The 23,192-nt window shown below is 61.3% G+C and carries 21 protein-coding genes; 7 read left to right on the top strand and 14 right to left on the bottom strand.

The features are described 5' to 3' along the window. Nucleotides 1–250 precede the first annotated feature (250 nt). Nucleotides 251–2,542 carry a DUF1631 domain-containing protein gene (locus AWR36_RS13515; protein WP_231745338.1) on the bottom strand — a complete coding sequence of 764 codons (2,292 nt, stop codon included), beginning with the start codon at nt 2,540–2,542 and terminating at the stop codon, nt 251–253. A 393-nt stretch (nt 2,543–2,935) separates the two neighbouring features. On the opposite strand from AWR36_RS13515, the gene nadC reads away from it, so the two are divergent. After that, nucleotides 2,936–3,790, top strand: coding sequence for a carboxylating nicotinate-nucleotide diphosphorylase (nadC, locus tag AWR36_RS13510; protein ID WP_067085909.1), 855 nt, complete (start codon nt 2,936–2,938; stop codon nt 3,788–3,790). Between the two features lie 35 nt (nt 3,791–3,825). On the opposite strand, the gene AWR36_RS13505 is transcribed toward nadC, so the two are convergent. Beyond that, a complete protein-coding gene (locus AWR36_RS13505; protein WP_067085906.1) occupies nt 3,826–4,122 on the bottom strand; it encodes a sll1863 family stress response protein in 297 nt (98 codons plus the stop codon). 170 nt (nt 4,123–4,292) lie between these two features. Here AWR36_RS13505 and AWR36_RS13500 point away from each other — a divergent pair, with 170 nt between their 5' ends. Beyond that, nucleotides 4,293–4,526 (top strand): hypothetical protein, encoded by a 234-nt coding sequence (locus tag AWR36_RS13500; protein ID WP_067085903.1) that lies wholly within the window; start codon nt 4,293–4,295, stop codon nt 4,524–4,526. A 46-nt stretch (nt 4,527–4,572) separates the two neighbouring features. Here the strand turns inward: AWR36_RS13500 and AWR36_RS13495 are convergent, their stop codons facing one another. The 10 genes from AWR36_RS13495 to AWR36_RS13450 form a co-directional block, all read right to left on the bottom strand. Then, nucleotides 4,573–5,313, bottom strand: coding sequence for a sulfite exporter TauE/SafE family protein (locus tag AWR36_RS13495; RefSeq protein ID WP_082679604.1), 741 nt, complete (start codon nt 5,311–5,313; stop codon nt 4,573–4,575). After that, nucleotides 5,306–5,575 carry a cbb3-type cytochrome oxidase assembly protein CcoS gene (ccoS, locus tag AWR36_RS13490; protein WP_082679603.1) on the bottom strand — a complete coding sequence of 90 codons (270 nt, stop codon included), beginning with the start codon at nt 5,573–5,575 and terminating at the stop codon, nt 5,306–5,308. The genes AWR36_RS13495 and ccoS overlap by 8 nt, the downstream gene beginning before the upstream one ends. Nucleotides 5,576–5,577: 2 nt before the next feature. Continuing rightward, nucleotides 5,578–8,040, bottom strand: a complete 2,463-nt coding sequence (locus AWR36_RS13485; protein ID WP_082679602.1) for a heavy metal translocating P-type ATPase — start codon at nt 8,038–8,040, stop codon at nt 5,578–5,580. Further along, nucleotides 8,037–8,561 carry a FixH family protein gene (locus AWR36_RS13480; protein ID WP_067085900.1) on the bottom strand — a complete coding sequence of 175 codons (525 nt, stop codon included), beginning with the start codon at nt 8,559–8,561 and terminating at the stop codon, nt 8,037–8,039. The genes AWR36_RS13485 and AWR36_RS13480 overlap by 4 nt, the downstream gene beginning before the upstream one ends. Before the next feature lie 108 nt (nt 8,562–8,669). Continuing rightward, nucleotides 8,670–10,088 carry a cytochrome c oxidase accessory protein CcoG gene (ccoG, locus tag AWR36_RS13475; RefSeq protein WP_067085897.1) on the bottom strand — a complete coding sequence of 473 codons (1,419 nt, stop codon included), beginning with the start codon at nt 10,086–10,088 and terminating at the stop codon, nt 8,670–8,672. Nucleotides 10,089–10,236: 148 nt separating this feature from the next. After that, entirely contained in the window at nt 10,237–11,145 is a 909-nt protein-coding gene (ccoP, locus tag AWR36_RS13470) for a cytochrome-c oxidase, cbb3-type subunit III (RefSeq protein ID WP_176491145.1), read from the bottom strand. Beyond that, entirely contained in the window at nt 11,142–11,408 is a 267-nt protein-coding gene (locus tag AWR36_RS13465; protein ID WP_067085894.1) for a CcoQ/FixQ family Cbb3-type cytochrome c oxidase assembly chaperone, read from the bottom strand. Before AWR36_RS13465 ends, ccoP begins: the two co-directional genes overlap by 4 nt. A gap of 13 nt (nt 11,409–11,421) precedes the next feature. After that, nucleotides 11,422–12,039 carry a cytochrome-c oxidase, cbb3-type subunit II gene (ccoO, locus tag AWR36_RS13460; RefSeq protein WP_067085891.1) on the bottom strand — a complete coding sequence of 206 codons (618 nt, stop codon included), beginning with the start codon at nt 12,037–12,039 and terminating at the stop codon, nt 11,422–11,424. 11 nt (nt 12,040–12,050) lie between these two features. Continuing rightward, entirely contained in the window at nt 12,051–13,505 is a 1,455-nt protein-coding gene (ccoN, locus tag AWR36_RS13455; protein ID WP_067085887.1) for a cytochrome-c oxidase, cbb3-type subunit I, read from the bottom strand. A 146-nt stretch (nt 13,506–13,651) separates the two neighbouring features. Next, a complete protein-coding gene (locus AWR36_RS13450; protein WP_067085882.1) occupies nt 13,652–14,872 on the bottom strand; it encodes an argininosuccinate synthase in 1,221 nt (406 codons plus the stop codon). A 304-nt stretch (nt 14,873–15,176) separates the two neighbouring features. Between AWR36_RS13450 and pyrC the strand changes: the two genes are divergently transcribed. The 5 genes from pyrC (at nt 15,177) to AWR36_RS13425 (ending at nt 20,164) form a co-directional block, all read left to right on the top strand. Further along, nucleotides 15,177–16,205, top strand: coding sequence for a dihydroorotase (gene pyrC, locus AWR36_RS13445; protein ID WP_067085880.1), 1,029 nt, complete (start codon nt 15,177–15,179; stop codon nt 16,203–16,205). 183 nt (nt 16,206–16,388) lie between these two features. After that, entirely contained in the window at nt 16,389–17,081 is a 693-nt protein-coding gene (gene rnt / locus AWR36_RS13440; RefSeq protein ID WP_067085878.1) for a ribonuclease T, read from the top strand. A 178-nt stretch (nt 17,082–17,259) separates the two neighbouring features. Continuing rightward, entirely contained in the window at nt 17,260–19,239 is a 1,980-nt protein-coding gene (locus AWR36_RS13435) for an extracellular catalytic domain type 1 short-chain-length polyhydroxyalkanoate depolymerase (protein ID WP_067085875.1), read from the top strand. Between the two features lie 152 nt (nt 19,240–19,391). Beyond that, nucleotides 19,392–19,592 (top strand): hypothetical protein, encoded by a 201-nt coding sequence (locus AWR36_RS13430; protein ID WP_067085873.1) that lies wholly within the window; start codon nt 19,392–19,394, stop codon nt 19,590–19,592. A gap of 377 nt (nt 19,593–19,969) precedes the next feature. Continuing rightward, complete coding sequence (locus AWR36_RS13425) at nt 19,970–20,164, top strand: hypothetical protein (protein ID WP_082679600.1); 195 nt, start codon at nt 19,970–19,972, stop codon at nt 20,162–20,164. A gap of 106 nt (nt 20,165–20,270) precedes the next feature. Here the strand turns inward: AWR36_RS13425 and secF are convergent, their stop codons facing one another. Both secF and secD read right to left on the bottom strand, forming a co-directional pair. Continuing rightward, nucleotides 20,271–21,275 carry a protein translocase subunit SecF gene (gene secF / locus AWR36_RS13420; protein ID WP_369814738.1) on the bottom strand — a complete coding sequence of 335 codons (1,005 nt, stop codon included), beginning with the start codon at nt 21,273–21,275 and terminating at the stop codon, nt 20,271–20,273. Nucleotides 21,276–21,286: 11 nt separating this feature from the next. Then, nucleotides 21,287–23,155, bottom strand: a complete 1,869-nt coding sequence (secD, locus tag AWR36_RS13415) for a protein translocase subunit SecD (RefSeq protein ID WP_067085870.1) — start codon at nt 23,153–23,155, stop codon at nt 21,287–21,289. Nucleotides 23,156–23,192 lie beyond the last annotated feature (37 nt).

Raw genomic sequence — 23,192 nt, 5'->3', positions numbered from 1 at the left:
TTTTTGGGCTAACCAGCTTAAAAGAGAATATCGGGGAATTGCCGCCAGCAAGCAAGAGGTTGGCGGGCACTTACACCGGCTTTTAATCGAAATTTTTCCACAAATTAGCGGGAAGTCACGAATGTCACACCAAAAAGGCAACGTTGTCGTGATCTGACAAGCCGGTTGAGCGTATTGGGCAGGGCGGTTTTTCAAAGCCTCAGCGTACCAAGTAACAGGCTCTGAAAGCACAGGCGTTACTGGCCGCTCGCTATTGTTTCTCGCGGTTTTTACGCACGTTACCGATGACGGATTGCAGCGCTCGCTCAAACAACATCCCGTCGTCCATCGGCATCAGCCTGGCCTCGCGAAGCGCGTGGGCCAGCTCCAGGCGGGAGAACTCAGCCACTTTCGCACCATTGCGGTTGACGAAAATAAACTGATCGATGTCCTTGATGACAGCGGCCAGCCGACAGCGGAACTGCTCCTCGTCGGAGCGCTTGAATTCAAACCAGCTGCCCTGGGCAAGGCGGAAAGTCATCTGCCAGTGGGCATCACTCTCGTCGAGCTCGCGGGGTTCCTCTTCGCCGGACTCACCCGCAGAGACTTCCGCACTGGCCGCCGCCTGCTCAAGTTCCTCGAGTTGAGGCACGGCGGTTGTGGTGGATTCGCTCTCCTCCTTCGCTGCCGGCTCTGCCGCAGCGCCAGATTCGGCATCTGTGGCTTCCGGGCTCGGGGTATGCGGCTCTTCCTCCGCCAATTTCGATCGCCGTTCGGCCTCCGCCGCCTGCTCGGACAGCAACCGCTGAGCCAGCGCGAAACGCTCCCGATAAATTTCTTTCAATTCCGCAAACAGACGACGGGCTTCGAAGGGGTTCAGGGAGACAGACTTTACGCCCTCCCGCAGCCGCTCTTGCAGCACCGGCAGCAGTGCCAGTAACTGCGGCCGACTGTCGGGCATGGGCGCCTGCACACTCCAGACCAGGTCGCGCGCGGTGCGCACATCCCGGCTCCAGGCCTCGGACTCTGTTCCCTCTTTTACCGAGGTCAGGAACAGCACGTTGTTCCAGACTTTTTTCAGCCAGTCCTGTACCACCTGGGGCAGGTCGCGCTCAGCCATGAGGGCATCCATCACTGCCGCAACCCGCGCCCTGGCAGCCTGGGTCCTGGCCCTGCCGTCGGCCTCATCGACAACCCGTCGCTCCAACATCTCAGCGCGTTTGCGCTCACGGGCAATGAACTGTTCAAAGGATTCCAGCAGTAGGGAGAAGATGCCGATATCCCGATCAAACTCGTTGACTACCCGATCCACCACCTTGGAAATTTCCCGGTACAGCGGGTCCTTTTCGTAGTCCTCACTGGCCAGCCAGCCAGTCGCCGCATCGGCGAGCGTATTGAGAAGTTTGCGCGCGGGGTGCCCGCCCTTGGAGAACAAGGATTTATCGGCGATGCCCACCTTGAGCAATGGAAGCTGCAGGCGCCCGAGCTGGGATTTGATGGGCTCGGCAAGATTGCGGTCCTCAAGAATAAACGAGAACAGCATCTCCACCAGTTTGATAATGTCACTGTCCACTTTGGCCAGCGACGCGGACTCCTGCGCGTCCACCAGTCTCTGCTGCAACAGCTGGCTCACATCCAGCAGCTGGACCCCACCCGGCTGACCGGCGACAGCCGCCGACTGCAGCTCACCGAGATGCCCCAGCAGATCAGAAGCAGGCATGGGGGCCAGCCCCGCAGTCGGGGGCAGCAGCCCCGGAGCAAACGGCCCGGGTTGCCCGCCGATCAGTCCCTGGCTGCCACCGCCGGGAGCCATGGCAGTACCGTAGCTGGGCGCTTGCTGACCCTGACCTGCACCCGGATTAACCCCGACAGAACCAGGTTGAGTCTCTGCAGCCGCACCCTGGGACTCAAGCTGTCGGGCACGGGCCTGTTCCCGTCGTGCGGCTCTCTGTCGCCGGCTCAGGTCGGGGAGGACTCCCTTCTCCACCAGCATCTGGTTGCAGCGATCGTAGAATTCGCCCAGGTGCAACATCACCATTTGCTCGAATTTCTTCAGCACTGTCAGGCGCGCGCGAATATGGACTTCGAGCGGTCTCAGGGCCTCGACAAAGGCGTCACATATGGCTTCAGGGCGCAGCGGGTTGTTCTTTTCAAATACCTTGACGGGGTAAACCGAATCTAGCCGCAAAGCCAGCTCACCCAGAGTCTCACCGAAGTCACGTTTGGCGTTGACCACCATGGTATCCACAGCGACCAGTTGCTCGAGGTCGTCGTTATGGACGAGGGAGAGATTTTCAGCGAGGGGGGCGTCATCCAGCTCTTCGCGTTCCTCTGCGATCTGGAAACTGTCTTCGATGTACGCGCCAAAACGGGCGGCGATATTGCGGCGCTCGACCCTGAGTAATCTCAGGGCCTGAAACAGACCATCCTGCTCTTCCTGGCCGTGGGCACGCTCGGCCATGGAAAACAGGGAGTCGTCCACCTTGCTGAACAGCTGTTTGAGGCGTTCAAGCAGGAGATCTCGCGCCTTTTCCCGGAGGGTGATGACGGTTGAGGGCAGCACGAGAGGACTCTGCGCATCACCACGCTGTCCGCTCCCCCCTCGTTGTTGAGAGAGGGGCACTACGTTTGTCGATTCCTTGATCTCCACCCTGTCCCCCGAATGCCCCCGACGGCATTCCGTTCTCTTGGTAGTGTTAACCGCGACAGCTGTCTGTGCACACGGTCCTTGCTCTTGGCCGCCTCTACTGTTTGCGTGCGGGCAGCTCGAGAAACTAACGGCATTCTAACGCCAATTTGACACTGGGCGACAACAACCTGGCAGCCATTTTGAGACATCGCTCACAGCCCTGCCGATTTCAACGCGCTAAGTGTCGGCAAGCCTCGGGCGTCGCACGGACACGTCCACTGTGGCGAATTCTGCTAAGATGCCGCCCTTGCAAGAAGAGACCCAGTGATGCACCCGCAACAAACCGATATTCCGAATTTACTCGAGGATCTCGAGCGCGCCGTCCGCGCTGCGCTGGAGGAGGACGTGGGCAGCGGTGACATTACCGCCCAACTGATTCCCGCCGATCGCGAGGCGCGAGCCAGAGTGATCACCCGCGAGGACTGCACCATCTGCGGCCGCGCCTGGGTAGAAGCGGTCTTTCGACAGCTGGACCCGTCACTGAAGCTTTTCTGGCACTGCGAGGACGGCGACGAGGTAAAGGCGGAAACCGTGCTTTTCGAGCTGGAGGGCAATGCCCGTTCAATCCTCACCGGCGAGCGCACGGCGCTGAATTTTCTCCAGACCCTGTCGGGCACCGCCACCACGGCGGCAGGGTATGCGGCCCGGGCGGCAGGTACCGATGTAAAGATTCTCGACACCCGCAAGACCATCCCCGGGCTGCGCACGGCCCAGAAATACGCGGTGCTTTGCGGCGGCTGTTTCAATCACCGCATTGGTCTCTATGACGCCTTCCTGATCAAGGAGAATCACATTACAGCTGCCGGCGGCATCGACGCCGCGGTGCGCCAGGCGCGGGGCATTGCCCCGGAGGCGCTGGTCGAGGTGGAAGTGGAAAACCTGGAGGAGCTGGGCCAGGCCCTGGAAGCCGGCGCCGATGTGATCATGCTGGACGAGTTCAGCGACGCGGATACCCGCGAGGCCCTGACGCGGGCAAAAGGCAAAGCAAAGATAGAGATCTCCGGCAGCGTCGATGCCCAGCGGCTACAGCAGCTGGCGGCCCTCGATGCAGACTATATCTCGTCGGGCAGCCTCACCAAGCACCTGCGGGCCATCGATCTCTCTCTGCGCCTCGACCTGTGAGCCTGCCCGGCCACAGGATGCAACGGGATCGCGGCTCAGCGTAGTCGATCCCGGGCCCGCTCAATGGAGCGCTTCATGTCAGTCCAGGCGTCTTCCAAGCCGTCCCTGAATTCGTCCCAGGCATCGCCGCTCTTGCCGTGCAGCTGCTCGAGTTTTCTCTTCATCGATTCGCGCTTGCTTTGCAGCTTGTCGATTTCATCCCGGTACTTCATCTTCGTGTCCGCACTGGCTTGCTCTGCCCTGGCGGACAGCTTGTCGATCTCCGCGTTCCACTCCTTCAACTTGGCACGGGCTTTTTGCTCATAGGCTGAACGATCGGATTCCCTGCTCATTGCGGGCCTCTCTCTGTGACTGATTGCATCAGTGTAGCGCTGAATTACACCTGGCGAGCGTCTCCAGGTTGCCACCCTCCCCTACCGGCAAAACGCCTGGCACTTGTACGTCTTCACCTATGCTTGCGGGGTGAATCACACCACAGACAGCCACCCGGAGGAGACGACCGATGCAACAGTGTGAGACCTGCGGCAACCAGTACGATAAGCCGATGCAGATCACCATCGACAATCAGCAACACTTTTTCGATAGCTTTGAGTGTGCGATTCAGGCGCTAGCGCCGAAGTGCTCTCACTGCAGCTGCCGCATCCTGGGTCACGGCACCGAGGCGGAGGGTAAGTTTTACTGCTGCGCCCACTGCGCTGCAGCGGACGGCCACGACGAGATCATTGACCGGACCTGAACGCACAGAGCTTGCCGGGCCCGGTTATGCCCCGGCAGCAGACAATTCAGTGGTGGTGATGATGCCCACCCGGTTCGGTGGACTCCACGGCCGGCTCACCGTGGCCGGTGTGACTGCCGTGAGCACCGTGGCCTGCATGGCCCACCGCGCCCCAGATCGTCCACAGCCCGAATAGCAGGATCAACAGTGCCATCAGGATACGCACCCGCGGTCGCTGCACCAGCTCCCGCACGCGGGCACCGGCGGCCCCGGTAGCAAACATGGCCGGCACTGTGCCAAGGCCGAAGGCGAACATCGCCAGCGCCGCCTGGCCACTGCCGCCCTGGGCGAGGGCAAAAGTGAGGGCGCTGTATACCAGACCGCAGGGCAGCCAGCCCCAGATGGAACCCAGCGCCAGTGCCTGCGGCGCGGAGTTCACCGGCAGCAGCTGCCTGCTGAGCGGCTGCAGGTAGCGCCAGAGATGAGCTCCGCCGCGCTCCAGCCAGACAAGCCCTCGCCACCAGCCGGCGATATACAACGCCATCGCTACCAGCATCAGTCCGGCCAGCACCCGCAGCGGTGTCAACGTGGGCAGCACGGCGGCACCCAGAGCGCCGGCAATCGCCCCCATTAACGCATAACTGCCCAGGCGTCCGGCGGAGTAGGAGACCAGCTGGCCCCAGGCCGGCTTCCGGCCCGGCACCGCCATGCCCAGCGCGGATGAGATTCCGCCGCACATGCCGATACAGTGGCTGCTGCCAAAAAACCCGATGGCCAGAGCGGCCGCGACAAAACCCCAATCACTCACCGCGCTTCCCCCGGCTGTCTTTGGCCTGATTTACCGCTTCAGTCTGATCCGGGTTGCGGGCGCCCTGGTCAGCATCCTCACCATCCGCTGTCTGCTTTTCGCCACTCGCGGTCACATCGGGCGCATCGTCATCAAACAGGATGCGCCGGCCCTCGGTATTGAGGTCGTCATATTGGCCGTTATTCACCGCCCAGAAGAACACCTTGACGGCGATACTCACAAAAACAATGGCGATGGGAATCAGGAAGTACAGGCTATCCACGGTTACCTCGCAGTTTGTGCCGTGACGCTGATATCGGACACTGCCGCACGCCGCCGGGGCGCCCAGCGGGACAGCCGCAGGGCGTTGAGGACCACGATCAGTGAGCTGGCCGACATCCCGAGGGCCGCCACCCATGGCGGTACCAGCCCGCACACTGCCAGGGGCAATGCCAGCACATTGTAACCCAGCGCCCAGGCCAGGTTCTGGCGGATAATCCGCCGGGTTTTGCGGGACAGCTGCAGGGCATTGGGAAGAACCTGCAGGTCCCCGTTCAGCAATATGGCATCCGCACGGGACTGGGCCAGATCCGCCGCCGAGAGCATGGCCACAGAGGCATCGGCCCCGGAAAGCACCGGCACGTCGTTGAGGCCATCACCGACCATCAGTACCTTTTCCCCACCGGCCTGCAGCTGTTGCAGGCGCTCGAGCTTTTCCTCCGGCGATACGCCAGCGCGGTAATCTGTAATTCCCACCGACTGCGCCAGCCTCGCCACCTCAGCCGACTGGTCGCCGCTCAGCAATTCCATTGCCAGGCCGGAGTCGCGCAGTCGGGAAACCGCCGCCATCGCCGATGCGCGCAGCTGATCACCGAGCCCTATCCAGGCCACAGGTCCCTTTTCATCCCCCAGCAGCAGCCACTGCCCCTCGCTCCGGGGCAGAGGGGGCGGCTCGACAGCGGCAAAATCGGCGCGCCCCAGGCGGTAGCCCATGTCGTCCAGGCGGCCCTCGATGCCGCGTCCGGTGTGCATGACCAGCTCGCGGGCCTGAAGATTGTTGAACCAGGGGCGAAACGCGCGCGCCAGCGGGTGATTACTGCGGGATTCGAGCGCAGCGGCCACATCGCGCACCCGCTGCTCGGTCCAGCCATCCCGCAAGAGCTGGATCTGCAGAATGCGCGGCTCTCCCTGCGTCAGCGTGCCGGTTTTGTCGAAAACGACCCTCGTCAGCCGTGGCAGCGTCTCCAGCAGATGCCCCCCGGCAATTAATAGCCCGAGCTGCTGCAGTCGCAGCGTGGCTGCGGCGAGGGCTGCCGGCGTCGCCAGAGAAAGGGCGCAGGGACAGGTCACCACCAGCACGGAAAGGGCGATCCAGAAGGCCCGCTCCGGGGCCACCTGCCACCAGAACGCAAAAGCAGCCCCCGCCGCCGCCAGCACCACCGCGACAAACCAGCCTGCAACCCGGTCGGCCAGGGCTACCTGCTGGGGCTTTTCCAGCTGCGCCCGCTCAACCAGTCGCTCGATCGCTGATATCCGGGTGGACTGACCCGCAGCCGTGACCCGTACTTCCAGGGTCGAGTCGCCGTTGACACTGCCGGCGTAAACCCGGCTGCCGGTCGTTTTCTGCTGCAGCGCCGACTCACCACTGAGCAGGGACTCGTCCACACCGCTGGTGCCCTCGAGTACTTCACCATCCGCTGGCACCGTATCCCCGGGGCGCAGCAGTATCCGGTCACCGGCCACCAGTGCGGCTACCGGTACCTCACGCGCTTCCCCCAAATCCAGCCGGGTGGCGGTCAGGGGCAGCAGCTGTGCCAACCCGCCACTGGCGAGCCCGGCCCGGTGACGCGCCCGCATTTCAACGGTTCGGCCAAGTAGCAGGAAGAAGGTGAACATGGAGATGGATTCGAAGTACACATCCCCGGTACCGGTCACCGTGGCATAGAAACTGGCCACATAGGCGAGACCAATGGCCAGGGAAACCGGCACATCCATACTCAGGTGACGGCTGCGCAGGCTGCGCCAGGCGGCAGAGAAGAACGGCCGTGCCGCATAGAGCACCACCGGTGTCGCCACCAGCAGGGAGACCCAGCGGAAATAACGCTCCATCTCGGCATCGATGCCGGTGGCCTCGCCAAAATACAGGGCGATGGCAAACATCATCACCTGCATGGTGCCCAGGCCGGCGACACCGAGGCGACGCAGTGCAGCGCGCCGCTCGGTCAGGATAAGCTCCTCGCTATTGGCCGCAGTCGCTGCGGCCGGTCGGTAACCGATACGGGCCAGTTCCGCGAACAGCAGGCTGGGCTTCATGTGCTGCGGATCGAAAACGATCTGGGCTCGCTGGGTGCTGGCATTCACAGAAACCCGCTCCACACCCTCCAGCGCGCCGAGATGTTTCTCAATCAGCCAGACACAGGCGGCACAGCTGATACCACCCACCAGCAGGCTGGCCAGCTTGAGGTCGCCCCCTTCTCCGCTGGAACCCCAGTCACGCACAAACTGTTGCTGCAGCTCCGGCAGGTCAAAAGCATCCCAGCGGGCTTCCCGGGGATTATCCCCCTCCGGCCGCTGGTTGGTGGTATCGCGGAAACGGTAGAAATTGTCCAGGCCCCCGGCAACGATCGCGCCCGCCACGGCCTCGCATCCGGGGCAGCACATCGGGCGCTCGGCGCCACTGATGACCACGGAGTGACGACTGCCGGCGGGCACCGGCAGGCCGCAGTGAAAACAGCTGATCTCGCTCATTGCACTGCGGGGTTCAGCGGTGCGGCCTGGCCCAGCTCAAAATTGATCTCGCCCTTCAGGCGCCACTCCGCATCCAGGTGCTGCTCAGGATCCAGCTGCGGCATCAGGCGCAGGTACCAGCGGTGATGCAGCTCACCGTCATAGGTACCGCGATATCGCCCGGAAGACACCTGCGCCAGGCGGATATGGTGGTCCAGGTCCTCTTCGACCGGGTGGCTGAGCGACAGGAGCAAGGCCGGCGGGTACTCGACAGCACCGGTCAGGTCCAGGCTGACCACATGCGTCTCGGGGTTGAACTGTAGCAATGCTGCCAGCTCCAGTTCCCGCGCGCGCTCATCCTGGCCCGCGGTGTAGTGGTACATGCGGCTGTCTTTGTAGTAGGTGTCACTGACGGTATCGTCGGCGTGGCGGAAGGCGATAGACACCATGGTCAGGGAAACCAGCACCACGAGAATCAGTGGTGCGAGCACGAGCCACAGCCAGGTTTCCCGGTACCAGGGTTTTGGGGATTGATCGTTCACGAATGTACTCACAGTGACAGGGCGGCCAGTGGCCTGCCCTGCCACTTAACCGCTCTCCGGAATCCAGAGCCGACACCCGCGCGAACGCGCCCCGGTGTCGGTCGATTGCTATTTTTTGGGGCCGATAAATACCGTCTGGTGCCGGTCAGTCAGCTCAGCCTTATCCACCGCCTCGACGATGATATCAATATCGTGCTTGGTGTCCTGCAGCTGTTCCTTGGGAACGCTGACCCGGATCGGCACTGCATAGATCTCGCCGGCCTCAAGATAGATCTGGCGCGGCATGCGCAGCGAGTAATCAAGCCCCGCCTTGCCCTCCACGCGGATCCTGAACTCATGGGGCGCCTGATCCATGTTGTTGATCTTCACGGTGTAGACGTTCTGGATATCGCCGCGATACTCCCGAAAAAGCCGCGCACCGCGATCGCGCAGGACCTCGGCCTCAATCGGGCTGCGGGTTACCACCTGCTGTGTAAAGAGCGCCAGCATGGCCACCAGCACGAAAGCATAACCAAACAGACGCGGCCTCAGGTAGTTGGTCTTGCCGGTTTCCAGCTCGTCTTCGGAGGTAAAGCGAATCAGCCCGCGGGGGTAACCCATCTTGTCCATGACGCTGTTGCAGGCGTCGACACACAGGCCGCAGTTAATGCACTCGTATTGCATGCCGTCACGGATATCGATATCCACCGGGCAGACCTGCACGCACCAGTAGCAGTCGATGCAGTCCCCCATCCCCTCGGCCTTGTAGTCAACCCCCTTCTTGCGGGGGCCGCGCGTCTCACCGCGACGGGCATCATAGTAGACCGCAAGGGTATCCTGATCGTACATGACCGACTGGAAACGGGCATAGGGGCACATGTACTTGCACACCTGCTCACGCATGAACCCGGCGTTGAAGAAGGTGGCCAGGGTGAAGAAGCCGACCCAGAACACACCCTGCGGATGGGCATTGAAGGTGGCCAGGTCCACCACCAGCTCGCGGATACCGTAGAAGTAGCCAACAAACGCCAGCGCCGTGGCCAGGGCGATCAAAATCCAGATGGCATAGGTGCCGGACTTGCGCAGCGCCTTTTCGGTGCTCATGGGCGCAGCGTCCAGCTTCATCCGCTTTGCCCTGTCGCCCTGGCAAACCCGTTCGGCCCACATGAACATCATGGTCCACACCGTCTGCGGACAGGTAAAACCGCACCAGACGCGCCCCAACCAGGTGGTCACTGCAAACAGCGCGAACGCTGCCATGATCAGGATCCAGGCCAGCAGAAAGCCGTCCTGGGGGCCGAAAGTGGCCCAGAGAATGTGAAACTTGCGCTCCGGCAGGTCGAAGTGGACAGCCTGGCGTCCGTCGATATTGATCCAGGGAATGAAGAAAAACGCTGCTAGCAGCGGCAGCCCCGTGTACTTGCGAATACGGGTGTAAAGGCCGCGTATGTGGCGGGTGTAAACCTTGTCTTCGGATTCGTAGAGCATGCGATAGCGGACTTCGCCATCACCTTCCTGCTCTTCGCGGCTGGGGATCAGATCGCTCACGAGAAACCTCACTTATGCTCCGGGCCCTGGGTGCAGGGGAGCACTCTTCGTCTGGCAAACAATGAGGCTTTTGTTTTTCGTCCCTGCGCGCCCGCTTCCTTGTCTGGCCCCGCCAGAGCGGGGCCGCTTTTCCTGGCTCAGCGAGAGATCACTGCTCCACTTCTTCCTGGCGTGACAGGCTGTAAACGTATGCAGCCACCAGGCGGATCTTGTCATCGCGCAGCTTGTCGTCCTGGGCCGGCATCATGTTGCTGCGGCCACCGCGGATGGTGTGCTGGATCTGCTCGCGGCTGCTGCCATAAAGCCAGATGTTATCGGTCAGGTTCGGTGCGCCCAGGGCCTGATTGCCCTTGGCGTCCATACCGTGACAGGCCATGCACACCTGACCGAATACCTTCTTGCCCTCAGCCGCCATTTCGGCGTTGTGCTCCAGGCCGTTCAGGGCCAGCACGTACTCGGCGGTGTTGCGGACGCCCTCCTCACCGATGATCGGGCCCTGCGGCGGCATCAGGCCCTGACGCCCTTTGTACAGGGTTTCCAGGATTTTCTCCGGGCTGCCACCGTAAAGCCAGGCGCTGTCAGTCAGGTTGGGGAAGCCGTAGTTTCCGCCACCGTCAGCACCGTGGCAGACCGCGCAGTTGTTGGCAAAGATACGGGCACCCATCTTCAGGGCTTGCGGGCTCTGGGCGATCTCTTCAACGGGCATCTCGGCGAATTTGCCGAATGTCTCATCGAACTTCTCCATCGCTTTCTGCTGGTCGTTTTCCAGCTCACCGACAGAAGTCCAGCCACTGACCCCCTTGAAGTTACCCATGCCCGGATAGATTACCAGGTAGATGGCACTGAATATCAGAGAGCCAACGAACAGCAAAAACCACCAGCGCGGCAGAGGGTTGTCGTACTCTTCGATGCCATCGTAGACATGGCCAGTGGTCTGGTTACCAGGTTCACTCTGGTCGTCCACTGCCACCTTGCGATTGGCAAACAGAACCCAGCAAACCAGTGCCAGGTTGGCGAGCGTGAGCACGATTACCCACAGACTCCAGAAAGTAGTCATTTTTCGTCCTGCCCCTTCTTGTGCTCCGCGGAAGTCTCTTCGGGGCCATCACTTTGCCCACTCTCTACCGCCGAGTCTTCATCAGTTTTGTTCTTGTCGGCTTCATAGGCCGAGCGAATGGATTGCTCTTCGTCTGCGAACGGCAGCTTGGCATCCTCCTCAAAACGCTTCTTGCGCTTCGGGGAGAAGGCCCACCAGCAGACCGCGAGGAACGCGATCGAACCGAGGACGACCGCGATCTGACGCAATATGTCGATACTCAAGAGCAATTACCCCTTAGCGTTTCTGCTGTACCAGTACACCCAGCTGCTGCAAGTAGGCAACCAGCGCATCGATTTCTTTCACATTACCGCCCACGAAAGGCTCGCTCGCGGTGGCGATATCCTCATCAGTGTAAGGGACACCAGCCAGGCGCAAGGCGCGCATCTTGTTGGCGGTGTGCTCACCGGTGACGACGTTATCGAACAGCCACGGGAATGCCGGCATGTTGGATTCCGGCACTACATTGCGCGGGTTGTACAGGTGGGCGCGGTGCCACTCGTCGGAGTAACGGCCACCGACGCGGGCCAGGTCAGGACCGGTACGCTTGGAGCCCCACAGGAACGGATGCTCGTACACGTGCTCCTGGGACATGGAGTAATGGCCGTAACGCTCCACCTCGGCACGCAGCGGGCGCACCATCTGGGTATGACAGACGTGACAGCCTTCACGGATATAGATGTCGCGACCTTCCAGCACAACCGCCGGCCAGGGCTTCAGGCCCTCGATCGGCTCCTTGTTGGCCTTGATAAAGAACTGGGGCACGATCTCTACCAGCGCACCAAAGCTGATGGCCACGCAGATCAGGACGATCATCAGACCGATATTTTTTTCTACGATGTCATGATTCTTCACGATCTGAACTCCTATGCCGTCTGCGCCAGCGGAACAGTGTTGTCCTGCTGCTTGGCGTTTTCCTTATCGGTGATGGTGCGGAAGACGTTGTACGCCATCAGCAACATACCCAGCACGAACAGCGCGCCGCCGATAAAGCGGACGTAGTAGCCCGGGTAGCTCGCAACAACACTCTCAACGAAGCTGTATGTCAGGGTGCCGTCGGCGTTGAAAGCACGCCACATCAGGCCCTGGGTAATACCGTTCACCCACATGGCGGCGATGTACAGAACGGTGCCCACGGTCGCCAACCAGAAGTGGGCGTTGATCAATTTGACGCTGTACATCTGCTTGCGATGCCACAGGATCGGTACCAGGTGATACAGGGCGCCAATGGAAATCATCGCTACCCAGCCCAGGGCGCCGGAGTGCACGTGGCCCACGGTCCAGTCGGTGTTGTGGGACAGTGCGTTCACCGTCTTGATGGACATCATCGGGCCTTCAAAGGTGGACATGCCGTAGAAGGACAGGGATACCACCAGGAAACGCAGGGTGGGGTCGGTGCGCAGTTTGTGCCAGGCGCCGGACAGGGTCATGATGCCGTTGATCATGCCACCCCAGGAGGGGGCCAGCAGAATCACGGACATGATCATCGCCAGGCTCTGGGTCCAGTCCGGCAGCGCGGAGTAATGCAGGTGGTGACCACCGGCCCAGACGTAAATGGAGATCAGCGCCCAGAAATGCACGATGGACAGCTGGTAGGAATATACCGGGCGTCCAGCCTGCTTGGGCACGAAGTAGTACATGATGCCGAGGAAGGCCGCAGTCAGGAAGAAGCCCACCGCGTTGTGGCCGTACCACCACTGGATCATCGCGTCAGCAGTGCCGGCAAAGTAGGAATAGGACTTCCACGCCGAGGCCGGTACCGCCAGGTTATTGACGATGTGCAGACAGGCAATGGTGATGATGTAGGCGCCGAAAAACCAGTTGGCCACATAGATGTGGGAGGTGCGACGCTTGGCGATGGTGCCGAAGAACACCATGGCATAGGCCACCCAGATCAGCGCGATCAGGATGTCGATCGGCCACTCCAGTTCCGCGTATTCCTTGGAGGAAGTCAGGCCCATGGGCAGGGTGATGGCAGCGAGGATAATCACCAGCTGCCAGCCCCAGAAGGTGAAGGGGATCAACCAGCCACCCCAGAGGCGGGTCTGACAGGTACGCTGCACCACATAGTAGGAAGTGGCAAACAGCACGCTACCGCCAAAGGCGAAGATCACCGCGTTGGTGTGCAGCGGGCGCAGGCGGCCAAAGTGGCTGAACGGTTGGAAGAAGTCGTTCAGCTGTGGCCACGCCAGCTGGGCGGCAATCAATACCCCCATCGCCATGCCGAAAACGCCCCATACCACCGACATGACGGTGAACTGGCGCACGATTTTGTAGTCATAGTCCGGCACGGGGCCGGTCTTTGCCACGGTTGTCGTCATTGTATTACTTCCGTTGCTTTTTTGAGATTCGTATCCAGCAAACGAGCGGGGGCCCGCCATCCTGATTTCGGCTACATCCCTTCAAAGTAGACGCAGCCAAGCGGCAGACGAGGATTTAAACGCATCATTCGCCCGCCAAAACTGATCTAGGTCAATTCCCTGCCCTTGCCTGCAGCAATCCGCAGACGCAGGGCATTCAACTTGATGAAGCCCTCGGCGTCTTTCTGGTCGTAGGCACCGGCATCGTCCTCGAAGGTGGCGATGCGCTCGTCGAACAGGCTGTCCGCGGAACGGCGACCCACTGCGGTCACGCTGCCCTTGTACAGCTTCAGGCGCACCTCACCGTTTACCACTGACTGGGAATCATCGATGGCAGCCTGCAGCATGCGGCGCTCCGGTGACCACCAGTAGCCGTTGTAAATCAGCTGGGCATAGCGCGGCATCAGCTCGTCTTTCAGGTGTGCCACTTCACGGTCCAGGGTGATGGACTCGATAGCACGGTGCGCCCTCAGCAGGATGGTGCCGCCGGGCGTCTCGTAACAGCCGCGGGACTTCATGCCCACGTAGCGGTTCTCAACGATGTCCAGGCGACCGATACCATTGGCACCGCCGAGCTTGTTGAGCTTCTCCAGCAGAGTCGCCGGGGACATCCGCTCACCGTCAATCGCCACCGGATCGCCCTGCTCAAAGGTCAGGGTGATGTAAGCCGGCTTGTCGGGGGCAGCCTCCGGACTGACGCTCCAGCGCCACATATCCTCTTCGGCTTCCGCCCACGGCTCTTCCAGAGTGCCGCCCTCATAGGAGATATGCAGCAGGTTGGCGTCCATGGAGTACGGGGATTTCTTCTTGCTGGAAGAGAAGTCCACGGGAATCTCGTGCTGCTCGCAGTACTGCATCAGCTTCTCGCGGGAGTTCAGGTCCCACTCGCGCCAGGGTGCAATTACCTGGATGCCAGGTTTCAGTGCATAGGCACCCAGCTCGAAACGCACCTGGTCGTTACCCTTGCCGGTGGCACCGTGGGAAATGGCGTCAGCCCCGGTCTCGTTGGCAATCTCGATCAGGCGCTTGGCAATGAGCGGGCGGGCGATGGAGGTACCGAGGAGGTACTCGCCCTCATAGATGGTATTGGCGCGGAACATGGGAAACACGAAATCCCGCACGAACTCCTCGCGCAGGTCATCGATATAGATTTCCTTGACCCCCAGCGCTTCAGCCTTGGCACGCGCCGGTTCGACCTCTTCCCCCTGGCCGATATCAGCGGTGAAGGTCACCACCTCGCATCCGTAAGTATCCTGCAGCCAGCGCACGATGACGGAGGTATCGAGTCCGCCGGAATACGCCAGTACCACTTTATTGATATCGCTCATTATTACCCTCTACCGGGATCTACCGCCGCCGCAAAGCCCCGGCGAGAACCCACCGGTAACCATGAATAGAAGTCTTCTGCTGGGGGAGTTATTGTTGGAAGTGTGCCCAGTTATGGCAGTTGCGCTGCCTTTTTCGGGGCGCGATTGTAGCGCTTCAAATGGCGAACGACTAGCGCCAACTGGTCTCGCGCCAGAACCGGTTACTTTTTAAACGATCTCGCGTCGCATTTTCAGTAATGTTCGGTTAGCATCTGCGCCCCAATCAACCGGCCCCCTATTCATATTCAGAGTTGCGGAAAAGACCATGGAGCAAATCACCCTGCGCGCCCCCGATGACTGGCATATCCACCTGCGCGACGGCACCGCCCTCGAGCGCACCGTCGGCGACGCAGCAAGGCAGTTTCGCCGCGCTATCGTGATGCCGAACCTGGTACCGCCGGTGGTCGATGCCGAAGATGCGCTCTTTTACCAGCTGCGCATCCGCGAGCAGATCCCCGAGGGCAATCCGTTTGAACCCCTGATGGTGATCTACCTCACCGACCGCACCGATGCCGAAACCGTGCGCCTGGCCCACAAAGCCGGCGTAGTGGCCGCCAAACTCTATCCGGCCGGCGCGACCACCAATTCTGACTCCGGCGTCACCGATATCGCCAACATCTACCCCGCCCTCGAGGCCATGCAGGAGTGCGGCATGAAGCTGCTACTCCACGGCGAAGTCACCACGGAGGATATCGACATCTTCGACCGCGAGCAGGTGTTCATCGAGAAAATCCTGTCCCGGGTGGTGGATGATTTCCCGACCCTGAAGGTGGTGCTCGAACACATCACCACCGCCCATGCGGCAGAATTCGTGCAGAATGCCCGCGAGGGCGTTGGCGCCACCATCACCGCGCACCACCTGCTGTACAACCGCAACCATATGCTGGTGGGCGGTATCCGCCCCCACTATTACTGCCTGCCCATCCTGAAGCGCGGCTATCACCAGTCCGCGCTGATCGAGGCGGCTACCAGCGGCAACCCGAAGTTCTTCCTCGGCACCGACTCTGCACCCCACGCCCAGGACAAGAAAGAGACTGCCTGTGGCTGTGCCGGCTGCTACACCGCCTACAGCGCCATCGAGCTCTACGCCGAGGTATTCGAGCGTGCCGGCAAGCTGGACAAGCTCGAGGCCTTTGCCAGCGAATTCGGCCCCGACTTCTATGGCCTGCCCCGCAACGAGGGCACCATCACCCTGAAACGTGAGCCCTGGCGCCTGCCAGAGAGCCTCACCATGGGTGAAGAGAGACTGATTCCCCTGGCCGCGGGTGAAACCCTGAACTGGCGACTGGTATGATCCGCCAGGATTGACGTACCGAAATGCGAAGCCCCGGCCAGGGTGGGCTCTCGTGTGACTTTCGGCGAGAGGGACCTCGCCGAAAAGCCTACAGGGATGTATTTACGGCGTGTCACGGGAGAGCCCACCCTGGCCGGGGCGCCACCGAACACTGCTGAAAATCCAGACGACCAAGGACCCCAAGTGACCCCCGCCGAAGACCCCACCGGACCGAAAAGCCTTCTGGCCCAGCGATTTCGCGGATTCCTGCCCGTAGTGGTGGATCTGGAAAGCGGTGGTTTCAACGCGCGCACCGACGCCCTGCTGGAAATTTCTGCCGTCATCCTCGATATGGATGAAGACGGCGTGATCTTCCCTGCGGAGACCCACAGCTTTCATATCGAGCCCTTCGAAGGGGCCAATGTCGAGCAGTCTGCGCTCGACTTTATCGGCATCGACCTGGAATCCCCTGACCGGGAGGCCTGGCCAGAGGAGATTGCCCTGCCCGAGCTGTTCCGCAAGATCCGTACGGCGGTAAAGAAGCACAGCTGTACTCGCGCTGTGCTGGTAGCCCACAACGCCCACTTCGACCTCGGCTTCGTCAACGCCGCTGTTGATCGCTGCGGCATCAAGCGCAACCCCTTCCACCCGTTCTCCTGCTTCGACACTGCCACCCTGGCCGGACTGGCCTATGGGCAGACCGTGCTGGCCAAGGCCTGCCAGGTCGCCGGCATCGAATTTGATAACAGCAGTGCACATTCGGCGGAGTACGACGCGGACAAAACCGCCGAGCTGTTCTGCCTGATCGTCAACCGCTGGCGCGCCCTGGGTGGATGGCCGCTGCCAGTCCAGGCCTCCCCCGCCACAGAAGAGGACGGCGCAGAAAACAACGGATAAGCCCCACAGCGCAAAGCTTGCGTGACGCACTTCGCAAGCTGGCGCAACGTCCTACGAGTTCACCGCCAAGGTACAACCAAGGTCGCATTCCCGCCCGCACCGGGCGCTCCTACGCTGATCGGTGTAGTCATTCGGCGACAGACCGAACACCAATCCGATAACAATAACGGTGAATGCGATGATGATCCCCAGCCCCTGCCGCGGCTCGTTCCGCGGTCTTGCTACTGCTGTAGCCCTCACTTGTGCCGCCGGCGCCCACGCCGGCAGCTGGCAGCAAAATGTCGCTGTCGGCGGCTTCAATAACGTCAATATCTACACCCCCGACAGCCGATCCGAAATCGGCGACGGCAAAGCCCTGCTGATCGTGCTGCACGGCTGCTCCCAGCCGATCAACAACTACCTGACCGCCAACCTGGAGGTCGCCGCTGAAGAGTACGGCATGGTGGTAGCCGTACCCGATGCCATGAACAAGGCAGGCTTCAGCTGCTGGTCCTACTGGGAGGGGACCAAGTCCCGCAGCGCCGGCGACTACAAAAACCTGATTCAGCTGGCCAACGACCTATCAGTAGACAACGCCCGCGATATTGACCCAGACCAGGTCTACATCGCCGGCCTCTCTTCCGGCGCAGCCTTTGCCAACACCACCGCCTGCCTGGCTCCGGATGTATTTGCCGGCATGGGCATCAGCGCCGGCCCCAGCATCGGCACCAGCTCCAACGGCGCCCTGGGCCCCTGCGAGCAGGCGGATGTTACAAGCCGCTGCAACACCTATGCCGGCAGTTACAAGGGCGCCTTTGAGACACAGATCGCCTCCATTGCCCATGGCTACGACGATACGACGGTGAACCTCTGCTACAACGAGCAGAACGCCAACGGCATGGCTGGCGTCTACGGAGTCGCCCAGCTGCCGGGAACGAACACCGTCAGTGAGGGCAGCCGCACCGCCGACGAGACCCTCTGGGAGGACGGTCGCGTTTCCATGCTCTGGTTCAACAACGTCGATCACGCCTGGTCCGGTGGCGAGGGCGCCAGCGGGGGCTATATCAACGGCAATGGCATCAACTACGCCAGCTATCTCGGCCGCTACTTCCGCGACAACAACCAGCGGGTGGACCGCAACCAGCCGCCCGTCGTGAGCCATGTCCAGGTCACTGCGAGCGGTGATCGCCTGCTGGTAAGCGGCAACGCCGAAGACACAGAAGGCAGCGTCACTGAAGTTCAGGCCTCATTCTCCGGCGACGCCGGTTCGACGTCCGTCACAGGAGGAGTGGACAGCAGTGGATTTTTCAACCTGACCAGCCCCGCGCTCGCCGATGACCTCTATGAGGTCACCGTGGTGGCCACGGACGATCAGGGAGCCCGGAGCGAGGCCTTCTCCACCACCGCACGCGTGGGGCCGGAGCCGCCCGAGACGGCCCCGGAACTCAGCAACATCAGCGCATCAACGTCAGGGCAGTGCGCGACTGTTACCGGCACAGTGGTAGACGAAAACCAGAACCTGGATCAGGTGTCCGTGGCGTTCAGCAACGGAACGGTGCCAGCGGCAGTAATGGGTACCGAGTTCACCGCTGAACAATGCAACCTGCCCGGAGGCAGCGGTTCTGCCACCGTCACCGCAACAGACCTTGGCGGACTCTCCAGCACCGCCACGGTCAGCTTCACCGTCGATGCCGGGATCACCGCCGACCTAGATACCCACATCGCCGCCGGCAGGCTCGACTACGCCGTGGGTTACTCCAACTGCTACCTGGAATACGGCACCGACGCCTTCCGGCTGGATGAGGTAGCCGCGGGCAATGGCCAGTGCCGCTGGGAGGACGACGATGCTACCTGCTACGGCCCGGATCAGGCATGCACATCTACCGGCGGTGACTCTGGTGGCGATTCCGGCGGTGATTCGGGTGGCGATTCCGGCGGTGATTCGGGTGGCGACACGGGGGGCAGCGGTGGTGACGGCGGTCAGCCCGGCGAGTGCGTCGAACAGACTACGTACAATTACTACCACAAGACTGCTGGCCGCGCGTACAGCACCGGCAACTACTTCTCCCCGGACTATTTCGCCAACGGCAGTGACGATCCAATGCCCGGGTCCACCTGGGGCCTCAACACCCTGTTCAGCAGCGATGGCTCCTCCTGGCAACTGGGCAACTGCCCCTGACGCCAAGCTATTACCGCCCGGGCGGGTTTCTGCCCGGCGCGGTGCACCCCCTCGCAGCGAAGCGGTGAGCCACACTGCTTTCACAGTACACTCAGAGGGTATTCTGGAACTCTGTGTGCAATCTGGGACTCTGTGTGCAAAAGGAGGCAATCATGAATACCCCCCGCGGTGGACTGCGGCTGTCCAGCATCCTTTTTGGCCTGATGGCACTGGGGCAACTCTGGAGACTGGTCGCGCAACCACAGGTACTCGTGTCTGGCGCGCCGGTGCCGGTGTGGCCGAGCGCTTTGGCCTTTATCCTGTTACTGGCACTCAGTATCTGGCTGTGGCGCCTCGCAAAAAAAGCACAGTAAAGCCGGGCGGTCACGGAGCCAGAAAGGATTGCTCTCTACCTGCAACAGGCCGCCCCTGATTTGCCTGCAGATGGGGTTCGCATGCGCCCCACTCTCGTATGCGCCTCATTAGAGGCGCCGCAGATCGCGCGTCGCTTGAGATTTAAACAACGCGAATCAAGCAACGCAGAAAGAAGCAGACGGAGAGAGACAAACGGGGAAGGATCAACGGAAGATTTCTCGTTACCCGGACAGATAGAGAGCAGAGGGGATTCAGGCTTGGCGGCTGCGCCAAAGTACAGAGCAGGCGGCTACTGGACAGCCCGTGCGCAAGCGGGTGATTTTTTATCCAACTTGCTATAGAATGGCTCGTTCACGCAGAAAACCGGATAATTATTGTGGCCAAAAAAGCTTCCAGCGCGTCTAAACGCAAGCAACCCACCGCTATGGAAACCCGCGAGAGTATTGAAGAGCAAGTAAAGGCTTTCCTCTCTTCAGGCGGCGAAATCGAGCAGGTGCCCAAAGGGGTCAGTGGCCAGACGAACACCTCCGGACCCAAGCACATTACCCTGGGCAAGAAGCCCCGCGCCTGAGCCGGACCTGAAAGCGCGGACCGGCTGAAGTCGTTCCGGACCGCGTTCTTCCTTTCAGATTTCCCCCGGTCCGTCCCTTCCAGACTCTTCTCCATCAGAAGATGCCTTACGGCATCTCCTCCTCCAGCTCAGAACCTTCCTTCACCGGCGGCATCAGGTCTTCCTTGGTGATATTCATGGCCATCAGCACGTTCGCGGCCACGTAGACGGACGAGTAAGTACCGACAACCACGCCCACGATCAGTGCCAGCGAGAAGTTGTGAATCAACTCACCGCCGAAGAACTGCAGTGCCCACAACACCAGCAAGGTGGTGAATGAGGTCATGAAGGTACGGCCCAGTGTCTGGCTGATGGAAATATTGATGATTTCATCCGGCTCCGCCTTGCGCACCTTGCGGAAGTTCTCCCGGATACGGTCCGCCACCACGATGGTGTCGTTCAGGGAGTAGCCGATCACGGCAAGCACCGCAGCCAGAACGGTCAGGTCAAAATCCAGCTTGAACAGGGCAAAGAAGCCCAGCACGATAATCACATCGTGGGCCAGTGCCGCCACCGCACCGAAAGAGAACTTGTACTGGAAGCGCAGGGCCACGTAAGCCATCACCACCACCAGCGCGAACAGCATGCCCAGGCCGCCATCATCGCGGAGCTCTTCACCAATCTGGGGCCCCACCATTTCCACGCGACGCAGAGTCACATCTCCCGGTGAAGCCTGTTCCAGCATGGTCACCAGCTCGTCACCGATGGACTGGGTCGCCTCCTCGTCGCGGGCGCTGATCTGGGTCTGCGCCTCTGCCACCGCCGGTGGCAGCTTGATCAGGATCTCGCTGTCGGAGCCGAAGCGCACCACCGACGCTCCCTCATAGCCTGCATCCACCAGCTGCTTGCGCACATCCTCGATTCCAGGTGCCTGCTCGTAACCCACCTCGATCTGGGTGCCGCCGGTAAAGTCCAGGCCAAATTTCAGGCCGTTCAGGACCAGCGCTGCAATCGCGGCGAGCAGCAGAACGATGGAAACGGCCGCGGCCGGTTTGCGCCAGCGCATGAAGTCGTACACGCGCTTGCCCATGTATTCGGTGATCTTGCCGTTTTCTACTTTGGTCTCACTCATTGCCAACGCCCTTAAATCCAGAGTTTCTGCACACGGCGACCGCCGTAGAACAAGTTAATCAGTGCCCGGGTACCCATGATGGCGCTGAACATGGAGGTCAGGATGCCGATGGACAGCGTCACTGCGAAGCCCTGTACCGGGCCGGAGCCGATGGCATAGAGAATCACCGCCACAATCAACGTGGTGATGTTGGCATCCACAATGGTGCTGAAGGCGTTATCAAAACCGGCGCTGATGGCCGACTGGGGCGGCATACCATTGCGCAATTCTTCCCGTATTCGCGAGAAGATGAGCACGTTGGCGTCCACGGCCATACCGACGGTCAATACGATACCGGCGATACCCGGCAGGGTCAGGGTAGCGCCGAGAATCGACATCACTGCCACCAGCAGGATCAGGTTGACCGACAGGGCGATATTCGCCGCCAGCCCGAATACGCGGTAGAACAGCAGCATACAGACCAGGACCGCAAGCAGGCCGATCTGCACCGAGGTCACACCCACCTTGATGTTGTCGGCACCCAGGGACGGGCCGATGACCCGCTCTTCCACAAAGTACATCGGCGCAGCCAGGGCACCGGCGCGCAGCAACAGGGCCAGCTCCTGGGCCTCTGCCGGGCTGTCCAGTCCGGTGATCCGGAACTGGCGACCCAGGGCACTCTGTACGGTGGCCAGGCTGATGATCTTCTTGTCGTCGGTGCGGCGCTGCACCACCACCTCATTACCCTCGTCATCGACGGAGGTTTCCGGCACGAAGCGACTCTCGATAAACAGGGTGCCCATGCGGCGACCCACGTTCTTCCAGGTTGAGCGGTGCATCAGTTCGCCGCCGCGGGCATCCAGGGTGATGTTCACCTGCGGGAAGCCGCTCTCGTCATAACCGACACGGGCATCGGTCACACGGTCGCCCTTGATGATCACCTTGCGCTCAAGCCAGGCGCCGCCGTAGGCCTGACGCTGCTGCTCGTTGCGGTACTCGAAGAACTCCTTGTTGGTGACCAGCGCATCGGGCTGCGCCTCCATCCGGTATTCCAGGTTGGCGGTCTTGCCGATGATGCGCTTGGCCTCGGCGGTGTCTTGCACACCCGGCAGTTCCACCACGATGCGATTGGCGCCCTGGCGCTGGACGATGGGCTCGGCCACCCCCAGCTCGTTGACACGGTTGCGCAGGGTAGTCAGGTTCTGGGTTACTGCATAATCCTCAAGCTGCTTGATCTCCTGCTCGGCGAGGGTGGCGCGGATCTCCAGATTGCTGCCGCTGCCGGCTTCCACCAGCTGCAGCTGTGGAAATTCCTTGCGCATGGTGGAAAGCCCCAAGTCCCGCAGCTCTTCATCACGGAAACGGGCCACGATCTCGCGGTCATCCACCAGATCCACGCTGCGGTAACGGGCCTTGGCCGCACGCAGCTTGGACTTCACGTCCTGGAGGTAACCCTCCATGTTGGTGCGCACGATGGTGTTGGTATCCACCTCCATCAGGAAGTGCACACCACCGGCCAGGTCCAGACCGAGCTTCATCGGGCTGGCACCGAGGTTGGCCAGCCATTCCGGGGTAGTAGAGGCCAGGTTCAGGGCCACGACGTAGTCACTGTGGCCGAGTGCCTGCTGAATGGCACGCTTGGCAGGTAGCTGCTCCTCAATGGACTTCAGGCGCAGCAGGATGGCCTTGTCCCCCACTTCGCCACCGAAATACTCGATACCAGCCTCGTCCAGGGCCTTGCGAGCCTTATCGAGGACGCTCTCTCCGACCTCCATGGCGCTGGACTGGCCGGAGATCTGCACGGCCGGGTCGGGTTTGTAGAGGTTGGGGGAGGCGTAGAGGAAGCCCAGGCCCACCACCGCGAGAATCAGGAGGTATTTCCAGAGGGGGTAGCGATTCATGCTGCTCTCATTGTTGTAATGCGGCCCTGTGAGCCGG

Origin of the sequence: Microbulbifer flavimaris (assembly GCF_001641755.2) — a bacterium.
Taxonomy (GTDB): domain Bacteria; phylum Pseudomonadota; class Gammaproteobacteria; order Pseudomonadales; family Cellvibrionaceae; genus Microbulbifer; species Microbulbifer flavimaris.
This window is presented reverse-complemented; position numbering and strand designations above follow the sequence as displayed.